This window comes from Brooklawnia cerclae (genome assembly GCF_011758645.1).
GTDB lineage: Bacteria > Actinomycetota > Actinomycetes > Propionibacteriales > Propionibacteriaceae > Brooklawnia > Brooklawnia cerclae.
Genome location: NZ_JAAMOZ010000004.1, coordinates 150,777 through 171,595 on the forward strand (window position 1 = coordinate 150,777; position 20,819 = coordinate 171,595).

Genomic DNA, 20,819 nt, shown 5'->3' on the forward strand with positions numbered 1-20,819 from the left:
GTCCGTAGGCGCTCTCGTGTGGAAGTCGCTGGAGTCCGTCGGTCTACCGACTTGGAGCCGTCTCTTGTTGGCAGGTATTCCACTGTGTTCGCCCGTCCCTTCTGTCGAGCCGATCGGCAATTTGGCAAATGCTCACTGGTTCTTCGCCTATCTGATCGTCTTTGTGGCCTTGATCAGGGTCGAGAATTTGCGGTCTGGCATCGCCTGGGGAGCAGTCGCTCTGATCTGTGCTCTTACAGAGGTGCAGTGCGCCTTGGTGCTACCAGTCATGGCGTATCGACTGGTTCGCCATCGAAGCTTCCGGCCAGTAGCAATCGGGTGGGGTATCGGCATGGCCACGCAGACAGTGGCCACGCTGCTCGCGCCTCGCGCCAACTCAACAGGGGCCTTTCCCGACGGCATGGTTCTGGTCCGTGGGTACTTGATCGATGTAGTCGCTGGATCTGTGACCTCCCGCCAAGAGGTCATTAGTGCCTTCGTTGAAGATCACGGGTTCGTGCCTCTCGCTGTAGGCCTGACGGTGTATGTGGCCGTCTGCCTTGCTCTAGCAACCGTGAGCCGTCGGCCGTGGCGTTGGCAGGTCCCGCACTTTCTATTTCTATCCCTAGCCGCGTGGATGCTGGCTTCCGCATTCGGAGCCGGTAACAGTAGCTACACTTTCACGCGCGAGACGCCTTATCTACTGCGTTGGGGGACGACAGCCTCCCTATACCTACTGGCAGCCGGCGCCCTCGCCCTGGGATTGGCTGCACAGAGATGGCCTCGTCTAGACAAGGTAGGATTGGTTGTGATTGTAGTTGCGAGCGTGATCTGGATTCCGAGCTTTCGCTCGCAGCTCACTCTCAATGACACGGTCTGGGCAAGCGAGGTGGCTGAGGCTCAGCAGGAATGCGCTGCCAACGTGTCCGGTGTACCCACACTGGACACGGCTCCCTCTGGGTGGTCCGTAGAGGTGCCTTGCGCTCGTCTTCGGCGGTGAAACCGGATCTGACTCGTCCAACGAAGGAATTGGCCGCCGGAGTTGCTCGCCCCTGTACGGCCATGTGATAGCTAGCGAATATACGTCATTCCACTACCCCAGAAGACGCGCGTCGCGTACGCCGCGCAACCGACAGTTGTCGCGGTAGCCACCTCATCCAGCCCCGGCCTGGAGATCGCATTCCTAAGAAGCTAATGAACACTCCGCTGCCGATGACAACATCCACCTTAGTGTCGCTGAGCCACCGATCCACGCTCCCGAATCCATCGCTAAGGAACGACCTCCCGGAGCCTCGCCGTCTCGCGCGCCCCTTCTACAGAAACCGTCCTCAGCCCGCAGGTAGCGATCCGGTAGCTCACGGCAGAACCATGCGCTTCCGCCACAGAACCGCACCCGTACCTGCGACGAAAAATGCCCGAGGCCCATTCGGCTCAGAACTGCTAGGCGCGACTCAGGTCGCAATCCGTTACCCCAGATACTCTCCGAGCCGAAGATCCGCATCAACAGGCACGAACCCGGTGGCCTCGATCTTCGACAGGTCGAGTGTGCTCTTCAGCGGACGCGGCGCCACCACCTTGCCGGCGTAGTACTCCTCGGTGCTGATCGGCTTGACCGAAGCGGGGTCGTGCCCGGTCAGTTCGAACACGCGTGCCGCCACCTGGTACCAACTGGTCACGGGGCCCTCGTTGGACAGGTTGTAGGTGCCGAACGGCACCCCCGACCCCAGCAGGTGGATGATTCCCGCCGCCAGATCGGCGGTGAAGGTCAGCCGGCCGATCTGGTCGTCCACCACCGCGGGCGAGATGCCCTTCTCGGCGAGCGAGGCCATCGTCCGGACGAAGTTCTTGCCGTCACCCACCACCCAGCTCGTGCGCACGAGGTAGTGCTGGGGGACGGACGCGACGGCCGCGTCGCCGCCGGCCTTCGACTGCCCGTAGACGCCGAGCGGGCTCGGGGGCTCGTCCTCGGTGTGCGGCGTGTTCGTGCCGTCGAAGACGTACTCGCTCGAGATGTGCACGAGCGTGATGCCGTTGGCCGAGGCCGCGCGGGCGAGGTTGGCCGGGCCGAGGGCGTTGGCCTTCCAGGCGGCCGGGCGCCCCTCGGGTGTCTCGGCGCCGTCGACGTTCGTCCAGGCCGCGGCGTTGACGATGACGTCCCATTCCGACCAGTCGAACGCTTCGACGGCCGGTGCGTCGGAGATGTCGAAGCCGGGCAGGTCGACCCCGGTCGGAGCGAAGCCGGCCTCGGGTAGCTGGCGCATGAGTTCGCGTCCCAGTTGGCCGTTGGCCCCGGTCACCAGCACCTTCTTACCCGTCCCGGGGTCCGCCGGGCTCTCGGTGGCGGTCGGGAACGGCGTCACGTCGGCCAGACGAGGGTGTCCCTTGTCCTTGTCGGACAGGATCGCCTGGTCGAGCGGAATGGGCCACTCGATGGCGACGGTCTCGTCGGCCAGGTTCACGAAGGTGTAGGACGCGTCCGGGCTCCAGTGTGCGTTCACCAGATAGGTGTAGGCCGTGTGGGGTTCGAGCGTCTGATAGGCGTTGCCCACCCCGCGCGGCACGTAGACGGCCACGCTCGGGTCGATCTCACAGGTGTAGACGGCGCCGAAGCTCGGCCCCTCACGAAGATCGACCCACGCGCCGAACACGCGGCCGGTGGCCACGGAGACGAACTTGTCCCACGGCTCCGCATGGATGCCCCGGGTGACCCCGACCTCGTCGTTGAACGAGATGTTGTTCTGCACCGGGCCGAAATCGGGCAGGCCCAGGCCCACCATCTTCTCCCGCTGCCAGTTCTCCTTGAACCAGCCGCGGGTGTCGCCGTGCACCGTCAGGTCGATGTGGAGGAAGCCGGGAATCGGGGTCTGCTCGATGCCCAGTTGCTTGCCGTACGCCAGATCAGCCATCGTCCGCATCCTCGCTTACTGGCCCTGCGCCGCGTACTTGGCCTCGACGGCCGCCTTCTGTGGACGCCACCAGCCCTCGTTGGCCCGGTACCACTCGACGGTCGCGGCCAGGCCTGCGTCGAAGTCCTTGTAAGTCGGCTCCCAGCCGAGTTCTTCACGCAGCCGCGAGGCGTCGATGGCGTATCGCATGTCGTGCCCGGGACGGTCGTTGACGTGATCGTAGGCGTCGGCGGGCTGCCCCATGAGCGTGAGGATCTTCTCGATCACGGTCTTGTTGTCCTGCTCGCCGTTCGCCCCGATGAGATAGGTCTGGCCGATCTCGCCGCGCTCCAGGATCAGCAGCACCGCCGCGTTGTGGTCGTCCACGTGGATCCAGTCGCGCACGTTGAGGCCCTGCCCGTACAACTTGGGGCGAATGCCGTCGATGACGTTGGTGATCTGCCGGGGAATGAACTTCTCGACATGCTGGCGCGGCCCGTAGTTGTTCGAGCAGTTGCTGAGGGTCGCTCGCACACCGAAGCTGCGCGCCCAGGCCCGCACCAGGAGATCCGAACCGGCCTTGGACGCCGAGTAGGGGCTCGACGGCTTGTAGGGGGTGGTCTCGTGGAACTTCTCGGGGTCGTCCAACTCCAGGTCGCCGTAGACCTCGTCGGTGCTGATGTGGTGATACCGAACATCGTGCTTGCGCACCGCTTCGAGCAGCGCGAATGTGCCGTAGAGGTTGGTGGTGATGAACGGCTCGGGGTTGGCCAGTGAGTTGTCGTTGTGTGACTCGGCCGCGAAGTGCACCACCGCGTCCACCCCCGACACCAGCCGGTCGACGAGTTCCCTGTCGCAGATGTCGCCCCTGACGAACGTGAACCGGCTCTCGGGCAGCCCCTCGAGGGACGCCGCGTTGCCCGCGTAGGTCATCTTGTCGAGGACGACGACCTCGTCGTCCGAATGCTCCATCACATGGTGGACGAAGTTCGAACCGATGAAACCCGCACCACCGGTCACCAGGAGTCTGCTCATGGCCGACAGGCTACCAATCCCGGCCGTCGGATGGTTGACCGCGCTTGGCCCGGGCGGCTACGGGTCAGGCGATTGAATCGGATCGTTCGCGGCTCCCTGCCGATGTATGTCGTCCGATTGTGAGGTGCTCGGCCCGTGATCGTGGCGACGTGCGGCCTGGGCCCACGCGCTTCCGACTGCCAGTGAATTCCGATAGGTGTCATCCGGGACTTGGAGAGTACCGATCGGCCTGCCAAGTCGTTCCGCGCGACGAAAGACGTCCTCAGCGACGTGCAGGGCCTCATCGGGATCGAACCAGCCCACAGCGGTGTCATCGAACAGGCGGTTGGTGATGTCGGCAGCCCCGGAAGATCCATCTCGCCAGCGTCCGGATCGGGCTCGCTGGACAGGAACATGGCAGCAGCGGAGTTCAACCAGCGGGGATCGAGCCCATGCCGTTCGGCGACCTCAGCCGCCGCCGCACGAAGTTCCTCGCGGTGATCCCGCATGTCAGTATCGACATCCCGAGTCGTGCGGCGGCTGTTGATCGTCAGGCTCATCGCGGTACCGCCGACCACATATATCGTGGCCACCAGCCCCTGCCCCGCAAGCACCTGCCCGACTTCGGTCAGAAGCTGGACGACGTCGTCCCGGGCGAGGTCGCGGTTGCCATCGTTCATGCCGACTCGAAATCCTTCTCACTCAGGAAAATTCCCAACCTCGACAGTTCCGCCGGCGCATTCGCAATGTCGTACAGCGCACGACCCTTGCCGATTTCGACGGGCCACCAGAATTTCTCCAAGGGTGCTTTGGCCGTCCATGCGGGAAGCGCGCGATATCCCATCCGGTGCAATCGGTACCGAACCGCACCAGCCAGCAAAGCGTCCCACCGGATGTCCCCCGTCGAACCCGGTTCGCCGAGCGCCTCGTCCAATCGCCCCGCTGCGTCCGCATCGGGGAGGTGACCGACTCCGTCCATGAGCATGCGAAGGGCGCGCGACATGTCACCGGCGGCGAGGCAACCGCGGACATCCTCGGCGATCTCGCTCATGGTGGGCCACCAGCGCTTGTCACCCACGACTCCTCCGATCCCTGCGCTGTCCACCATGCTGAACCGTCGCCGAGCCCGTTACCGGCAAGGACACAATTGTCGGCAGGTCGGCATTCTCCCGTGGCCGCTTCCCCGCTGCCTACCTGACACGGAACCCCCGCATGCCCTCAGCGGGCACCAGGCGCTGCTCGACGCGCTCGACCGAGCCCCACGGCGGACCCTCGCGGCACCAGGCCACCATCGCGGCCACCGCGTCGGGCTCGCCCTCGGCGTGCACGCCCACCGAGCCGTCGCCCTCGTTCCGGACCCAGCCGCTCACGCCCAACTCACCGGCCCGATGCAGGCACGAGTACCGGAATCCGACACCCTGCACGAGTCCGATCACGCGCAGACGCACAGCGATCACGCCCGACATGTGCCAATTGTGGCCCACACCTTTCGTTAAGGGGAATGTCATGTACGGGAGGTATGCTGTCCGCGGTCCAGCAGGAGGATGATCGATGGCTCCCCCGAACGCCTTTTCGCGACGCACGTTGCTCGCCGGCGCCGCCGTGGTGACGTTGGTCGGCTGCGCCTCCGAGCCGTCGGACAGCGACGACCCGACAGCAGGGGCGGGCAGCGGGACCCCCGTGTCCCCCTCGGCCGCCTCCACCGTCGCCCCGACCGTGCAGGTCACCGCCGAGCATGGGTTCGATGCGATGTGGCCGCAGGACATCCTCGACATCCAGGTGAGCGGCGGGACGGTGTCGAAGGTCACCGTCACGAGCGCCGACGGCGGCGACGTACCCGGAACCCTCACCGGGGCGCAGTGGAAGCCCGAGCGGAACTTCCTCGTCCGGGCCACCTACACGATCACCGTCGAGGCCGAGAACGAGTCCGGCGTCGCGTTCCCGACGACGGTGAGCGCCACCACCATCGATCCCGAGTTCGTCACCGAGGTCGACTTCCGGTACGCCGACGGTCAGATCGGCAACGGCATGCCCGTGTGGGTGCGGTTCGACATGAGCGTCACCGACGAGCAGCGCGCCGCGATCGAGAAGACCGCCACCATCACGACCGTGCCCGCCCAGGAGGGGTCGTGGGGCTGGATGGACGACACCACGCTCGCCTGGCGCCCGCGCGACTACTGGCAGGCGGGCAGCACCGCCCACGTCGAGGTCAAGGCCGCTGGCCTGCCCGCCGCCGACACCTGGGTGCTGGCCGACGCCGCCGCCGACTACCAGTTCGGCGACCTTCGCGTCCTGAAGACCGACATCGACAACCACTCACTCACCTGCCTGCGCAACGGCAACGTCGACGCCGTCATCCCGGTGAGCCTGGGCAAGCCCGGGGACGAGACCATGACCGGCACCAAGCTGATCATGGAAAAGGAATACGAGACCATCATGGACTCGGAGAGCTACGGGGTCGACAACGAGAGCGCGGACGGCTACAAGGTGACCGTCTACTGGAACCAGCGGATCACCTGGTCGGGCGAGTACTTCCACGCGGCCCCCTGGGCGGACGCCTACCACGGCAACACGAACGTCAGCCACGGCTGCACCGGCATGACGACCGACAACGCCACCTGGCTGTACAACTGGACGCAGATCGGCGACCCCGCCGAGTTCACGGGGACGTCCGCCAAGGGTTCCGTGCCGGCCTGGGACACCTACGGCTGCTGGACCTACGACTGGGAGACCTGGAAGACCCTCAGCGCCGTCGCCTGAGCGCCGGTTACGCTCCGGCAAGCACGGCGGACGCGTCCTGACGGACTCGGGGACCCAAACGGCCGTCGAGCTTGTCGAAACGACCTCCACAACCGCTCCTTTCGACAAGCTCAAGGAGCACCAAGACGGCCGTTGAGCTTGTCGAAACGACCCTTCGACAAACTCAGGGACCCCAAACGGCCGTTGAGCTCGTCGAAACGACCCTTCGACAAGCTCAGGGACCGGGACCATCCGTCGTCAAGCTCAAAGAGCACTCAGCCCATCGCGCCGGAGCCCGCGTCCGTGCACAATGAGGCCATGCTCACAGATGGAATCGCCTACCAGGCGTCGCCGGCGCGCTACGACGGCTCGATGATCTACCGACGCGCAGGTGCCTCCGGCCTGCTGCTACCGGTGATCTCGCTCGGCCTGTGGCAGAACTTCGGCGACCTGCACCCCTACGAGAACCAGCGGGCCATCGTCCGGGCCGCGTTCGACGCGGGGATCACGCACTTCGACCTGGCGAACAACTACGGCCCGCCTCCGGGCCAGGCCGAGATCAACTTCGGCAACCTGCTGCGCACCGATCTCGCGCCCTACCGCGACGAACTCGTCGTCTCGACCAAGGCCGGCTGGGACATGTGGGACGGCCCCTACGGCGGTGGCCAGGTGGGCGGGAGCCGCAAGTACATCCTCGCGTCCCTCGACCAATCGTTGCGCCGCCTCGGTCTCGACTACGTCGACATCTTCTACTCGCACCGTTTCGACCCCACCACACCGCTCGCCGAGACGATCGGCGCCCTCGACACCGCGGTGCGCCAGGGCAAGGCCCTCTACGTGGGTATCAGCAGCTACTCCGCCGAACGCACCCGCGAGGCCGCGGAGATCGCCCGCGATCTCGGCACACCGCTGCTGATCCACCAGCCGAGCTACTCGATGCTCAACCGCTGGATCGAGAAGCCCACCACCCCGAACGGCTCGCTGCTCGACGAGTGCGCCGCCCAGGGCATGGGCATGATTGCGTTCACCGCACTCGCCCAGGGGCTGCTCACCACCAAGTACCTCGGTGGTGTGCCCGAGGGCTCGCGGGCCACGCGTCAAGGCAGCTTCGATCAGGGCTGGCTCAACGACGACGTGCTCGCACGGGTGCGGGGACTGGGCGACATCGCCGCACGTCGTGGCCAGTCGCTGCCCCAGCTGGCGCTGGCCTGGGTGCTACGGGACGACCGCATGACCTCGACGCTCATCGGCGCGTCCAGCGTCCGGCAGCTTCAGGACAACCTGGGCGCGCTGGGCAACCTGTCCTTCACCGCCGAGGAAATCGCCGAGATCGACCGATACGCGGTGGAGTCGGGCGTCAACCTCTGGGAGAAGCCGGCAACCGCCTGAGGAGGCCCGTGGAGCGGCCTGTCGTCCCGGCGGTATCGACGAGTTCGGTCCCGGTCGCCTCGGCAGACACGACGACCACCGGCGAGACGGACACGACGGCCGCTCCTTGTGCGCCTGCCACCCGGTGTCGTGACAGAGGCGACGGCTAGTCTCAAGTCATGGAACTCGTGGGCACCCGGACGAAGACTTCCACGCGCCGGCGCGGGCTCGCGGGGCTGGTCGCGGCGGTGCTCGGGCTCACTGCCTGCTCGCTGGGCGATTCGCCCGGTTCGCAGCCGAGCCCCGGCGCCGATCAAGTGGCCGCCTCACTGGCCTCCGCCCTGGAGGAGGGAACGATCGATGGCCTCCCCCTGGCCGGGGACGCGTCCCGTGCTGAACTCGACTACCAGCAGGCTACCGGAGCCATGGACGGCCTCGTCCCCGAGGTGTCGGTCGGCGCGATCACCTACGACTCCGCGGGCACGACCGCGACCGTGGAGCTCGGCCAGACCTACTCCTTCGACCAGGGCGACTGGGAGTTCACCAGCTCCGCCACCCTGACCTGGACCGACAACCAGTGGCTCGTCGACTGGAACCCGACCGTCGTGCACCCCCAGTTGACCTCCACGACGCGGCTCTACTACGAGCGGACGCAGGCCGACCGCGGCTCCATCACCGGGGCCGGGGGTGTGGCGATCGTCGAGGACCGGACGGTCTACAAGGTGGGCATCGACAAGACCCGGGTCGACCAGGCACAACAGGACGCGTCCGCCCGTGCCCTGGCCGCCCTGGTCGGCGTCGACGCGGAGGCATTCGCCCAGCAGGTGGCGGCATCGGGGCCGCAGGCGTTCGTCCTGGCCATCACTCTGCGTCAGGGGCAGGTACCGCCCCAGATCGGCGACGTCGCCGGTGCCTCGGCCCTTGAGACGACGCTGCCGCTGGCTCCGTGGTCGAACTTCGCCGACGGGCTCATGGGCACCGCGGGCGAGGCCACCGCCGAGGCGATCGAGGCCGGCGACGGGAAGGTCGTCGAGGGCGACATCGTCGGCCTCAGCGGGCTGCAGGCCGAACACGACGAGCAGCTCCGCGGGTCGCCCGGGCACACCATCAGCATCATTCCCCGGAGTGAGTCACAACTCGCCTCGTTGCCGCCCGCGACGCCGGACGCGTCGAGCAGTTCCTCCGGGACCGCGACGCCGGGCGCCGGGTCGTCGAGCACGCAGCCGAGCGCCTCGTCCAGCGGAAGTTCCGGCTCGGGGGACGAACAGCTCCTGTTCTCGCTGGCCGCGGTGGACGGCACCGACCTGGAGACCACCATCGACCTCGAACTCCAGCGGAAGACCGAAGGAGTGCTCGCCGCCTACACCGGTGAACTGGTGATGGCGGTCGTCCTCGACCGCCAGACCGGGGCGATCCTCGCCGCGGCCAACTCCCCCGTGGAGGAATCCCAGAACTTCGCGCTCACCGGCGCGTACCCGCCCGGCTCGACCATGAAGATCGTCACCTCGCTGGCACTGATCCGACGCGGAATGACACCCGACAGCCTTGTGAACTGCACCGAGACCGCCGAGATCAACGGGCGCGTCTTCCACAACTACAACGGCTATCCCTCTGCCTACAACGGCATGATCCCGCTGCGCACCGCGGTGCAGAAGTCGTGCAACACCGCCTTCATGAACGCCTCGCTCGACCTGTCGCCCGACGAGCTCCGCAACGCCGCGGCCAGCCTCGGCATCGGCATGGACCTCGACGCCGGCTTCGACGCGTTCTACGGGACGGTCCCGACGCTGGACGACTCCGTCGTGCGTGCCGCGAGTGCCATCGGCCAGGGCGACGTGCTTGTGTCACCGATGGCTCTGGCGGCCGAGGCCGCGTCCGCGGCGAGCGGGCACACCGTCGTCCCCTACCTGTTGACGCAGCAGGTGCCTGCCTCGACCGGGCAGGCGCTCACCGAGTCGGAGGCGGCAGCGCTGCGTGACCTCATGGGAGCCGTCGTCCAGTCCGGCGGGACGCTCTCGCAGATGGCCGGTGTCCTCGACGGGGCCAAGTCGGGCACGGCCGAATACACCAACGACGATCCCCCGAAGACGCACAGCTGGGTGGTCGGCTACGACGACCGCTACGCGGTGAGCGTGATGCAGTACACCAACAACGGCGGCAGCATCCCGCAGGACGTCGTCACGGCACTGCTTTCCTGACGGACACTGGAGACCCCATGCGATTCACCTGGCCGGACACCCTGATCGAGATCACGGTCATCCTGGTACTCGCCGTGCTCGTCCGCGGCCTGCTCAAGCGCCTCATCAATCGCACCATCGCGCACGCCGCCAAGCGCGCCGAGGAGCAGAAGGCCACTCTCGGGGAGAGGGCGGCGGAGGTGCTGATCCGCGCCGGTGGCCTCGACACCGAGCGCCAGGTACACCGCACCCGGACGCTCGGCACGATGCTGAACTCCCTGCTGGACACGCTGATCGTCATCATCGTCGGGTTCACCGTGCTCCAGGCGCTGAACGTGAACATCATGCCGGCACTCGCGTCCGCGGGCATCGGCGGCATCGCCATCGGCTTCGGTGCGCAGAGCCTGATCAAAGATGTGCTCGCCGGCATCTTCGTCATCCTGGAAGACCAGTTCGGCGTCGGCGACTACATCAATGTCGGGGACCTCGAGGGCACCGTCCAGAGCGTCGGGCTGCGCGTCACCCGCGTGCAGGACCCCAACGGTGAGATGTGGTACGTGCGCAACGGCGAGATCGTGACCCTGGGGAACAAGTCGCAGGGATGGTCGACCTCGTACATCGCCATCCCCGCCAACATCACCGAGGACCCGTTCCGGGTGATCGGCCTGCTGGAAGAGCTGTGCGCGGCCCTGGACGAGGACCCGACCTGGCGCGACCAGATGCTGGAGACGCCGAAGGTGCTCGGCCTGACGGGCTTCGACGCCACCCAGGCCACGTACACCGTCATGATCAAGTGCCCGGCCAACAAGCAGTGGGACTCTGAACGCGAGGTGCGCGCGCGGGCGGTCGTCCTGTTCCGGCAGGCGGGTGTGAAGTCTCCCAGCCAGATCGTGCAGTCCGTCACCGGTCAGGCTGATCCTCCATCGGCCGCGTCGGTGATCCGCGCGGCACCCACCGGCTCGTCGCTGTTGCCGCGCGACCCGGGCGGCAACGACAAGGATCCGGTCGAAGGGTGATCCTTAAGCCTGCCGAAGAGCTCATTTCGACAAGCTCAACGAGCGTTCCGCAAGTGGTCCTCGAGCCTAAGGAAGAACTCGTTTCGACAAGCTCAACGAGCATTCTGCAGGCGGTCCTTGAGCTGGACCGAGAGCTCGTTTCGACAAGCTCAACGAGCGTTCCGCAAGTGGTCCTTGAGCTTGTCGAAAGGACGCGGCTACTCCCGGCATCTCCCGAAATGGTCCCGGGTGGCATCCGGGGACGGGCTGGGTTAGCCTCATAGGAGGATCCGATCGGGGGAATCTGGTGCAAACCCAGAGCTGACCCGCAGCCGTGATGGACGCCGATGCGTCCCAGCCGGAATGCCCGTGCGGAGCCGACCAGTAACGCTCGTCGCGGTCCACGGGTGGGTCAGGCGCTCGTCGCACCTCCCCCGGACCAGGAAAGGACCGGGGATGAATCTCCGAAACAAGCTGCTGGCCGTCGGGATCGCGGCCGGCCTCGTTCTGACGCCCGTCGCATCAACGGCGCTCGCCAGCCAATCGCATGCGGGACCCGTCGTCTCACAGGTGCAGAACCAGGACGCCGCCACCCGCGCGGCCGACTGGCTGAACAGCCAGTTCGTCGATAGCACGTATCTGACCGGTTTCACCGGCGAGGGGGACCCCTCCAACACCGCGGACGCAGTCTTGGCCCTGGTGGCCTCGCAGGCGCATCCCGAGACCATCACCAAGGCCGTTGAATGGCTACAGTCCCAAGCACCGACGGCAGCCACGAACGCGGGCAATTCCGCTCGTTTCCTGCTGGTCGCGGACGCCATGGGCATCGACCCGACAGACTTCGGGGGCGTCGACCTGGTCAGCAAGGTTGCTGACGACGGCAGCAGCCAGGCCGGCAATCCCTACGGACTGGCTCTTCAGGTGCTCGCTCTGTCACGATCCGGTGCCACCGTGCCGGACGGGATCGTCAACGCACTGTCAGCCACGCAGGAAGCTTCAGGAGCGTTCGCCTTTCCCTCAGGCATCGATATCGACTCCACCGGCCTAGCCGCGCTCGCGCTTTCCCTCCTCACAGAAGACCCGGACGCTCAGGACGCCGCGGATGCCGCCGTCCAGTGGCTGCTTGACAACCAGTGCACAACGGTCGTCGGCCAGTGCACCAGCGTCGGCGCCTATTGGGGCAGTTACTCGCCCGCCAACACCTCGGGCCTGGTCATCCCGGCTCTGGCCACCGCGGGATACGACGAGACCGATGAGGTCGCCTGGCTGCTGACCCAGCAGACAGGCGACGGCGGCTTCGCCTACAACGGAGCCAGCGACATCTACGCCACCTCACAGGCACTCATCGCCATCACCGGTAGTTCCCTCGCAACGGTCGAGATGTTCGAGTACACCGAGCCGACCCAGACCCCCGTTCCGACCAGCGTCGCACCGACGCCGGTGCCGGAGGAGACCACCCCGACGACCTCGGCGAGCAGCACCAGCCCGGCGCCGACGGCCTCGGCCGACAAGCCCCAGAAGCTCCCGCAGACCGGGAGTGACGGCTCCGGCATGATCGGTCTCGCTCTGATCACCCTCGCGGCCGGGGTGGTCGCGGCATCGCGGATCCGGAAGTGACCGCAGCCCTGCGCCGTCTTCTCCGCCCTCGCGGCGTGCTGGCCGGCGTGCTCCTGACGCTCCTCGTCCTCGCGGGGGCCGTGGGGTCGGCCCGGCCGGCCGCCGCGGATTCCGGTGCGGCCACCTGCATGGGCAACGGCGGCATCTACGTCTACGTCTTCAACCAGGGCAGCGAGATCGCTGAAGGATGCTCCTCGGGCAGCAACGCCTATCAGAGAGTCAGCTCGGTTGCCGGTGGGACGCAAGCCACATCAAGCGGATTCATCTGCAAGATCGGTGGCGTTCCGGACGGCGCCTGCGAGGTCGATTCGAGCACCCAGGTGTACTGGAGCTTCTGGTGGTGGCGGAACGGCAGCTGGACCTATGCCACGGCCGGAGGTGGCTACGCGGGTGTCGCCGGCACGGCCGAGGCATGGAACTACTCCACCGGCCAGGCGCCCCCGGTGAGCCCGCCCGATCCTGCCGTGGCCCAGCCCGAGCCTGCCCCCGCGACCGAACAGCCCGCAGCGGCCCAGCCCGACAGCGGCTCCGGCCAGGACTCGGGCCAAGCAGGCGGCCAGGCCGCGGGCACCACCACCTCGCAGGGGTCCGGCCCCACGGCAGCGGGCGCCACGACCAGTGGTGGCCAGACCACGGCGAGCACCGACCCGTCGTCCGCATCGCAGTCGCCCGAATCCTCCTCGTCGAGCGGGACGCCGTCGGCGCAGGGCTCGGCGGACGCATCGTCCTCCGCCTCGTCGAACGCGTCGGTTTCGTCCACGCCCGTCTCACAGCCGACAACAGGTGGTGGCGGCCCCTGGGCCACCGTCGGGACGCTGTCGGCGCTGGCCGTCGGCGGTGCCGGCTACGGCCTGTGGACCTGGCGCAAGCACAGGCGTCCGGGCGACCCGATGATCTCCCCCGACCCGACGACCACCTTCGACCCGCCGACCCTGCCCGAGCCGGAGTGACCCGGTGAGCAGGGTGCTGCCACGCCCGGCGGTGGGCGTCCTGCAGGCGCCGCCCAGCCCGGGCGCCCGCATGGTCGGCCGTGTCATCCACCCCTGGGCGTGGTGGTCGTGGGCCATCGGCACCGGCATCGCCGTGAGCCTGGCCCACAACCCGCTCCTGCTCGTCCTGCTGATCGCCGCGGTGACGTTCGTCGTCCTGCAACGGCGGACGACCGCTCCGTGGGCGCGCTCGCTCGGCCTGTACTTCGTGCTGGCCGGCATCATCATCGCCGTCCGTCTCGTCTTCCAGGTGCTGATCGGGGGTCTCCGCGAGGGCACCGTGGTGTTCACCCTGCCCGAACTGACCCTGCCCAGCTGGGCCGCGGGCATCCGCGTCGGCGGGCCGGTCACGATCGAGGGCCTTGTGTACACGGTCTTCGACGCCGGACGGCTGGCCGGCCTGATCATCTGCATCGGCGCCGCGAACGCCCTGGCCAATCCCAAGCGGGCGTTACGCAGCGTCCCCCCAGCCTTCCACCAGATCGCGACCTCGCTGGTGATCGCGATCACCGTGGCCCCCCAACTGGTGGAGTCGGTGCTGCGCGTCCGGCGCGCTCGGCGGTTGCGCGGGGGCATCCGCAAGGGCATCGGTGGCCTGGTCTCGATCATCGTCCCCGTGCTGGAGGACGCCGTCGACCGGTCGTTGGCGTTGGCGGCGGGGATGGAGTCGCGCGGCTTCGGTCGCACCCGGGCCGGACGACGCCTCGGCGTCCTCGACGCGGCCGCGCTCGTCGGAGCCATGATCCTGCTCGTCTTCGGTATGTTCGCCCTGCTGGGGCTGCCCAGTGACAGCCTCCGGTGGGCGCTGCCCGTGCTGTTCGCCGGCCTGGTGCTGGGAGTCGTGGCCGTCTGGCGTAGTGGGCGCTACCTTGCCGTCACGCGCTATCGTCCCGACCCCTGGCAGGCCCCCGACTCGCTCGTCGCGGTCTGCGGTCTGGCCGCTGCCGCTCTGGCCGTGTGGCTGGTCAACTCCGAGCCTGCCATGACGATGGCCGCCTACCCGCTGGTATGGCCCCGGCTGACCCCCCTCATGGTGCTCACGGCCGTCGTCGCGGCGCTACCCGGTGTGGCGACGCCTCGTCCCCCGCAGGATGCCTGATGCCCACGCCACGGACCCCGGAGGTCTCCCGATGATCGACTTCGACGACGTGACCATCAGCTACGCCTCGGGGGAGGACCCGAACTCCTACGCGCCGCCCGTGCTGCGGAACGTGAGCCTGAGAATCCCCGAGGGCGACCTCGTGCTTGTCGTGGGACGCACCGGCACGGGAAAGTCGACGTTGCTCGGTGCGATCAACGGACTCGTGCCGCATTTCACCGGGGGGCGGCTCACCGGCGAGGTGCGCGTGGCGGGCCGCCCCACCAGGCTCAACAGGCCCCGCGACCTCGCCGACGTCGTCGGTTCCGTCGGGCAGAACCCGTTGCTGGGTTTCGTCACCGACCAGGTGGAGGACGAGATCGCCTACGGCATGGAGCAACTCGGCCTGAGCCCGCAGGCCATGCGCAAGCGTGTCGAGGAGACCCTCGACCTCATGGGCATCGCCGACCTCCGGCGGCGGCCCCTGCTCGACCTGTCCGGCGGGCAGCAGCAGCGAGTAGCCATCGCGGCCGTCCTCGCCGCGCAGCCACGGGTCGTCGTCCTCGACGAGCCCACCTCCGCCCTCGACCCGACGGCCGCGCAGGATGTGCTCTCGGCGATCACCACGCTCGTGCACGAGGTCGGCCTGACCGTCGTCCTGGCCGAGCACCGCCTCGAACGCGTCACCCAGGTGGCCGACCAGGTCGCCTGGCTGCCCGGCGACGGCACGGTCGACGTCGGGCCGACCGCCGAGGTGCTGGCGCGCTGCGACGTCGTCCCACCCCTGTCGGCGCTCGCCCGCCGTCTCGGCTGGGATCGGGTGCCCGGCAGCGTCCGCGACGCGCGCCGCCGTGTGCAGGCCGAGCGCATCGTGGTGGCCCCGGCCCCTCCGGATCCGCCCCTGCCCGACACCCCGACGGTCGTGCGAACCGACCGGTTGCGCGTCCGCTACGGCGAGGTGGTGGCCGTCGACTCGGTCTCACTCGCCCTCGTGGGCGGAACCGTCACCGCCCTCATGGGACGCAACGGCGCGGGCAAGTCGTCCCTGCTGTGGGCGATCCAGGGCGCGGTCGCCAGCTCCGGAACCGTCGAGATCGGCGGCGTCGACCCCCGTACATTGCCCGCCGACGAGGTGGGACGCCTGGTGACGCTCGTCCCCCAGACGGCCTCCGACCTGCTCTACCTGCCCACGGTGGACGCCGAGTGCGCACAGGCCGACCTCGAGTCCGGGGCTCCGCACGGCACGACGCGCGCGATCCTGACCCGACTCGGCGCCGATCTGCCCGGCGACCGTCACCCGCGCGACCTGTCCGAGGGACAGCGCCTGGCACTCGTCCTGGCGATCCAGTTGGCGAGCCACCCCGCGGCCCTGCTACTGGACGAGCCCACCCGCGGCCTCGACTACGCGATGAAGGCCGAGCTCACGCGCCTGATCACAGGTGTGGCGGCCGATGGCACCTGCGTGGTCATCAGCACCCACGACGTCGAGTTCGCCGCCGCCTCCACCCAGCGGACGATCGTGATGGCCGACGCGGACGTGGTGGCCGACGGGCCGACGCGCGCGGTGCTCACCTCGTCGCCGAGCTTTTCGCCACAGATGGCCAAGATCTTCCATCCGCGCTCGCTGCTGACACCCGACGAGGTGGAACGCACCGACGGCCAGGCCTCCGGCGGGAGTCCCGCCTCCGCGAGCGAGGTTCGGCGAACGACCGAAGGGACGCTGCGATGAGTGCCACAGCTGTCGCACCCCACGGCACCGGTTCCGGACGGCCGGATCGCCCCGAGCCCGGCGCTCCTCCACCGTCCCACCCCGGGACGATCCGGCCCCGGGCGGCGGCCGCCGTCGTCCCCCTCGGGGCCGCTTCGGCGATCATGCTCGTCACGGCCGCGGTCGCCGGTGTCGTCGCGTTCACCTGGCCGCTGTTCCTGCGCCCGGACGCCGCCCTGTCCTACACCTCGCTCGCCCCGATCGTCATCGGCGCGATCCTGCCGCTGCTGATCGCGCTCGTGCTCGTCCAGATCTCCAACGGGCAGTTGGACATCAAGGCCCTCGCCATGCTGGGCGTCCTCACCGCCCTGGGCGCGTTCGCCCGCCCCCTCGGAGCGGGGACCGCGGGCGTGGAGACCGTGTTCTTCCTCGTCATCCTCGCCGGGCGCGTTTTCGGGCCCGGATTCGGGTTCGTCCTGGGCAACACGACGCTGTTCGCGTCGGCGCTCATCACCGGGTACGTCGGGCCATGGCTGCCCTATCAGATGCTCGCCACCGGGTTCGTCGGGCTGGGCTCGGGGCTGCTCCCCCGGCGCCCGCGCGGGGCCGGGGAGATCGCCCTGCTGGCGGTGCACGGCGCCGTCTGGTCGTTCGTCTTCGGCATCGCCATGGACTTCGCCTACTGGCCGTTCGCCGTGGGCCAGGGCGGCGCCGGGTTCGATCCGGCGGCCGGCCCGCTGGAGAACCTGCGTCGGTTCTTCGTCGTCAACCTCGTCACGGGCATGGGCTGGAACGCCGGGCGAGCGATCACCAACATCGTGCTCGTCGTGGTGCTCGGGTCACCCGTGCTGCGTGTGCTGCGCCGTGCCTCGCGGCGTGCGGCCTTCGGCTGATCGACCGCCAGTTCGGCTTGTTACTGCATCCGGCACAAGAGAATCTGACGCCAGTTCGATAATTTGCCCATCACGGCATCCATACCGGCAACGGGCGTCAGATTCTCTTGTGCCTAACAGGGTGCCAGGGCCTCCTCGCAGGGCGACAAGGTGACGTCCGCGCACGCCGATCGCCCTTGAGCCCAAGACATGCTCCCCGCCTCGCCCGGTCCGGCGACCGTCCTGGTGGGCCTCCGCCCGGCGGCCCCGGGCGATGGTTCGATCGTCCGGGCCGCGTTCACTTGTAGACTTGTTCGCTGTGCCAAACGTCAGCCACGACCGATCGACCGTGCTCGCGACCCTGCTGCCGGCCAGCGAGGTCGTCGGACGGCTGGGGCGAGGCTTCGCCAACGCCGGCCACGAGCTCTATCTCGTCGGGGGCTCCGTGCGCGACGCGTTGCTGGGCCGCCTGGGCAACGACCTCGACTTCACCACCTCGGCCCGCCCCGACGAGACCGAACGGCTGCTGCGCCGCCTCACCGACAACGTGTGGGACGTGGGCAAGGACTTCGGGACCATCAGCGCGAAGGCGGACGACGCGTCCGGGCGCTCGTGGCTGATCGAGATCACCACCTTCCGTGCCGACAGTTACCGCTCCGACTCACGCAAACCCGACGTGGCGTTCGGCGACACCGTGACCGACGACCTGATCCGGCGCGACTTCACGGTCAACGCGATGGCCCTCGACGTCAGCGGCGGCGACCCCGGCACCTGGCGGTTCGTCGATCCGCACGGCGGGCTGGACGATCTCGACGCCCGGCTGCTGCGCACGCCCTCGTCCCCGGAGGTGAGCTTCGGTGACGACCCGCTGCGCATGATGCGGGCCGCACGCTTCGCGTCCCAGCTCGGTTTCGAGCTGGCCCCGCAGACCGCTGCGGCACTGCCGGCGATGGCCCAGCGCATACAGATCATCAGCGCCGAACGCGTCCGCGACGAACTGAGCAAGCTGCTGCTCACCGACTCCCCGCGCGCCGGGCTCAACATCCTGGTCGACTCCACCCTGGCCGACTTCGTCCTGCCCGAACTGCCCGCCATGCGGTTGGAACGAGACGAACACATGCGTCACAAGGACGTCTACGAGCATTCGCTGACCGTGCTGGAGCAGGCCATCGAGCTCGAGAAGCGACGGGACCTCGTCGACGGCAAGCCCAACCCCCACCATCGGTCGGACCTCGTCGTCCGTCTAGCGGCGCTGCTGCACGACATCGGCAAGCCCGCCACCCGGGCCCTGGAGAACGGCAAGGTGACGTTCCACCACCACGATGTCGTCGGTGCCAGGCTCGCTCGCAAGCGCCTGACCGCCCTGCGGTATCCGAAGGACGTCATCTCGGCGGTCACGCAGTTGATCGCCCTGCACCTGCGTTTCCACGGCTACGCGGAGGGTTCCTCCGGCGGTCTGTCCAGCGGATGGACCGACTCGGCCGTCCGCCGGTACGTGAAGGACGCCGGCGACCAACTCGAACATCTCCACATCCTCACCAGGAGCGACTGCACGACACGGAACATCCGCAAGGCCGAACGACTGCGCCGCGCCTACGATGAGCTGGAGTTCCGCATCGACGAGCTTGCCAAGCAGGAGGAACTGGACGCTATCCGGCCCGACCTCGACGGCAACGAGATCATGCGGATCCTCGGCATCGGCCCCGGCAGGGACGTCGGCCGTGCCTACCAGTTCCTGCTCGACCGCCGTATGGACGCCGGACCCCTCGGCCCCGATCGTGCCAGGGACGAGTTGCTCAGTTGGTGGGCCTCGGAGCATCGCACCGAGTGACCACCGACCCCGACCCGCACGACTAGGACCCCGATGACCGACGAACTCCCCCAGAGCGGCCCCATCCGCGTGCCCGGAACCGACCGGGTGTACTACCGCCGGCTCATCCTCATCGTCCTGTTGAGCCTGTTGGCCATGACGTTGATGGCCATCTCGGCCATCAACGTGGCCCTGCCGACCATCGAGGAGACCATCGGCGCCAGCCCGGCCGACCTGCAGTGGATGCTGTCGGGCTACGCGCTCGCCTTCGGCATCGTCCTGGTGGCCGCCGGGCGCGTCGGCGACGTGATGGGACGCAGCACCTGCTTCGTCATCGGGGTCTCGGTCTTCACCCTCGCCTCACTGGCATGTGCGCTCTCCCACGACCCGATGACGCTCAACGCGGCCCGCGTCGTGCAAGGGGTGGGCGCGGGCATCGCGTCGCCGCAGGTCAACGGCATGATCGTGCAGTACTTCGACGGGCACCGTCGTGCGCGTGCGTTCGCCATGTTCGGCATGACGGTCTCGGTGTCCGTAGCCGTGGCCCCGCTGCTCACCGGCCTGTCCATCGGTGCCTTCGGCCCCGATCTCGGCTGGCGGGTCTCGTTCTTCTGGAACGTGCCGTTCGGTATCGCCGCGGTGGTGCTCGCCTTCCGCTGGCTCCCCTTCGGGCAGGAGCGGGAGCGACGGATCGCCCGGGCCGAGGGCAGGAAGGTGTCCACCCACATCGACCTCGACCCCGTGGGTATGGCACTGCTGTCGCTGGCCGTGTTGTGCGTCATGGCGCCCTTCATGCTCAAGCAGGCGATCTCGTTCCTGCTCATCCCGGCCGGTATCGGGCTGCTGGCGGCATGGGCGGCCTGGGAGCGCCGCTACGCCCGGATCGGCCGCGAGCCCATGGTCGATCTGTCCCTCTTCGAGTACCGCTCGTTCACCCACGGCATGGCCGTGTCCGGCACCCAGTTCATCGGGGGCACGTCGATCTTCGTCATCCTCGCCCTCTACCTGCAGTCGGGGATCGGAGCCTCCGCGCTCGGCGTGGGCCTGCTGGGTGTGCCCAACGCCATCGCATCGGCGCTGTCGTCGATGTGGAGCGGCGAACGAGTGCTGTACAACGGGCGCCGCACCGTGGTCACCGCCTTCGTCATCTACATCGTCGGAATCCTCGCCTGCATCGTCATGGGCTGGTTCACCGATCCCGCACACGGTGGTCTCGACTATCGCTGGCTCACGTTGCCCCTGGTGCTGTGCGGCTGGGGCGTGGGCACGGTCAACTCCAGCACCCAGACCTTGAGCCAGCAGCACATCCCTGCCCCCATCGCGGGAACGGCTGGAGCCGTCAAGCAGGTGGCCGAGCGCATCGGCACCGCGCTGGGCAACGCGATGATCACCGCCGTGTTCTTCAGCCTCACCGCCGTCAGCTGGTCCCAGGGGTTCATGGGGGCCTTCGCCGTCATCGCCGTCGTCCTCGTCCTGGCCTTCGGGTGGGCGCTGTTCGACCTGCGAACCCTGGGTGATCCAGGGCCGCCTCCCGAAGCGGCATGACGACCGGATGAGCGAACGGGCGGCGAAGCCCTACCATTGTCCG

Annotated in this window: 16 protein-coding genes and 1 riboswitch; of the genes, 11 read left to right on the forward strand and 5 right to left on the reverse strand. The window is 68.1% G+C overall.

What is annotated here, in order from left to right; translation table 11 throughout:
• Window positions 1–1,445: 1,445 nt before the first annotated feature.
• The 5 genes from FB473_RS16520 to FB473_RS16540 all read right to left on the reverse strand — a co-directional run bounded on the left by FB473_RS16520 (window position 1,446) and on the right by FB473_RS16540 (window position 5,344).
• Window positions 1,446–2,885 (reverse strand): sugar nucleotide-binding protein, encoded by a 1,440-nt coding sequence (locus tag FB473_RS16520; protein ID WP_167171528.1) that lies wholly within the window; start codon window positions 2,883–2,885, stop codon window positions 1,446–1,448.
• Window positions 2,886–2,900: 15 nt separating this feature from the next.
• Window positions 2,901–3,899, reverse strand: coding sequence for a dTDP-glucose 4,6-dehydratase (rfbB, locus tag FB473_RS16525; RefSeq protein ID WP_167171531.1), 999 nt, complete (start codon window positions 3,897–3,899; stop codon window positions 2,901–2,903).
• Entirely contained in the window at window positions 3,896–4,558 is a 663-nt protein-coding gene (locus tag FB473_RS16530; protein WP_167171534.1) for a hypothetical protein, read from the reverse strand. Before FB473_RS16530 ends, rfbB begins: the two co-directional genes overlap by 4 nt.
• Window positions 4,555–4,956 (reverse strand): hypothetical protein, encoded by a 402-nt coding sequence (locus tag FB473_RS16535; RefSeq protein ID WP_167171539.1) that lies wholly within the window; start codon window positions 4,954–4,956, stop codon window positions 4,555–4,557. Before FB473_RS16535 ends, FB473_RS16530 begins: the two co-directional genes overlap by 4 nt.
• A 112-nt stretch (window positions 4,957–5,068) precedes the next feature.
• Complete coding sequence (locus FB473_RS16540; RefSeq protein ID WP_167171542.1) at window positions 5,069–5,344, reverse strand: acylphosphatase; 276 nt, start codon at window positions 5,342–5,344, stop codon at window positions 5,069–5,071.
• A gap of 85 nt (window positions 5,345–5,429) precedes the next feature.
• Here FB473_RS16540 and FB473_RS16545 point away from each other — a divergent pair, with 85 nt between their 5' ends.
• From FB473_RS16545 to FB473_RS16595, 11 genes are all read left to right on the forward strand, one after another.
• The gene (locus tag FB473_RS16545; RefSeq protein WP_167171545.1) at window positions 5,430–6,638 is read left to right on the forward strand and encodes a L,D-transpeptidase; all 1,209 of its coding nucleotides are present in this window, start codon (window positions 5,430–5,432) and stop codon (window positions 6,636–6,638) included.
• Window positions 6,639–6,935: 297 nt separating this feature from the next.
• A complete protein-coding gene (mgrA, locus tag FB473_RS16550) occupies window positions 6,936–8,006 on the forward strand; it encodes an L-glyceraldehyde 3-phosphate reductase (protein WP_208390880.1) in 1,071 nt (356 codons plus the stop codon).
• A 158-nt stretch (window positions 8,007–8,164) separates the two neighbouring features.
• Window positions 8,165–10,183, forward strand: a complete 2,019-nt coding sequence (locus tag FB473_RS16555) for a penicillin-binding transpeptidase domain-containing protein (RefSeq protein WP_167171549.1) — start codon at window positions 8,165–8,167, stop codon at window positions 10,181–10,183.
• 17 nt (window positions 10,184–10,200) lie between these two features.
• On the forward strand, window positions 10,201–11,178 hold the full coding sequence (locus tag FB473_RS16560) for a mechanosensitive ion channel family protein (RefSeq protein WP_167171552.1): 978 nt from the start codon (window positions 10,201–10,203) through the stop codon (window positions 11,176–11,178).
• Between the two features lie 276 nt (window positions 11,179–11,454).
• A riboswitch (cobalamin riboswitch) is annotated at window positions 11,455–11,526 on the forward strand.
• An 87-nt stretch (window positions 11,527–11,613) separates the two neighbouring features.
• Entirely contained in the window at window positions 11,614–12,774 is a 1,161-nt protein-coding gene (locus FB473_RS16565) for a prenyltransferase/squalene oxidase repeat-containing protein (protein ID WP_167171556.1), read from the forward strand.
• Window positions 12,771–13,724 (forward strand): hypothetical protein, encoded by a 954-nt coding sequence (locus tag FB473_RS16570; protein ID WP_167171560.1) that lies wholly within the window; start codon window positions 12,771–12,773, stop codon window positions 13,722–13,724. Before FB473_RS16565 ends, FB473_RS16570 begins: the two co-directional genes overlap by 4 nt.
• Window positions 13,725–13,728: 4 nt before the next feature.
• Complete coding sequence (locus FB473_RS16575; protein ID WP_167171562.1) at window positions 13,729–14,862, forward strand: CbiQ family ECF transporter T component; 1,134 nt, start codon at window positions 13,729–13,731, stop codon at window positions 14,860–14,862.
• Window positions 14,863–14,893: 31 nt separating this feature from the next.
• Window positions 14,894–16,570 (forward strand): ABC transporter ATP-binding protein, encoded by a 1,677-nt coding sequence (locus FB473_RS16580; protein ID WP_167171565.1) that lies wholly within the window; start codon window positions 14,894–14,896, stop codon window positions 16,568–16,570.
• A gap of 143 nt (window positions 16,571–16,713) precedes the next feature.
• Window positions 16,714–17,442 carry an ECF transporter S component gene (locus FB473_RS16585; RefSeq protein WP_243864087.1) on the forward strand — a complete coding sequence of 243 codons (729 nt, stop codon included), beginning with the start codon at window positions 16,714–16,716 and terminating at the stop codon, window positions 17,440–17,442.
• A 298-nt stretch (window positions 17,443–17,740) separates the two neighbouring features.
• Window positions 17,741–19,252 carry a CCA tRNA nucleotidyltransferase gene (locus FB473_RS16590; RefSeq protein ID WP_376837158.1) on the forward strand — a complete coding sequence of 504 codons (1,512 nt, stop codon included), beginning with the start codon at window positions 17,741–17,743 and terminating at the stop codon, window positions 19,250–19,252.
• 33 nt (window positions 19,253–19,285) lie between these two features.
• Window positions 19,286–20,776 (forward strand): MFS transporter, encoded by a 1,491-nt coding sequence (locus tag FB473_RS16595; protein WP_167171575.1) that lies wholly within the window; start codon window positions 19,286–19,288, stop codon window positions 20,774–20,776.
• Window positions 20,777–20,819: the final 43 nt, after the last annotated feature.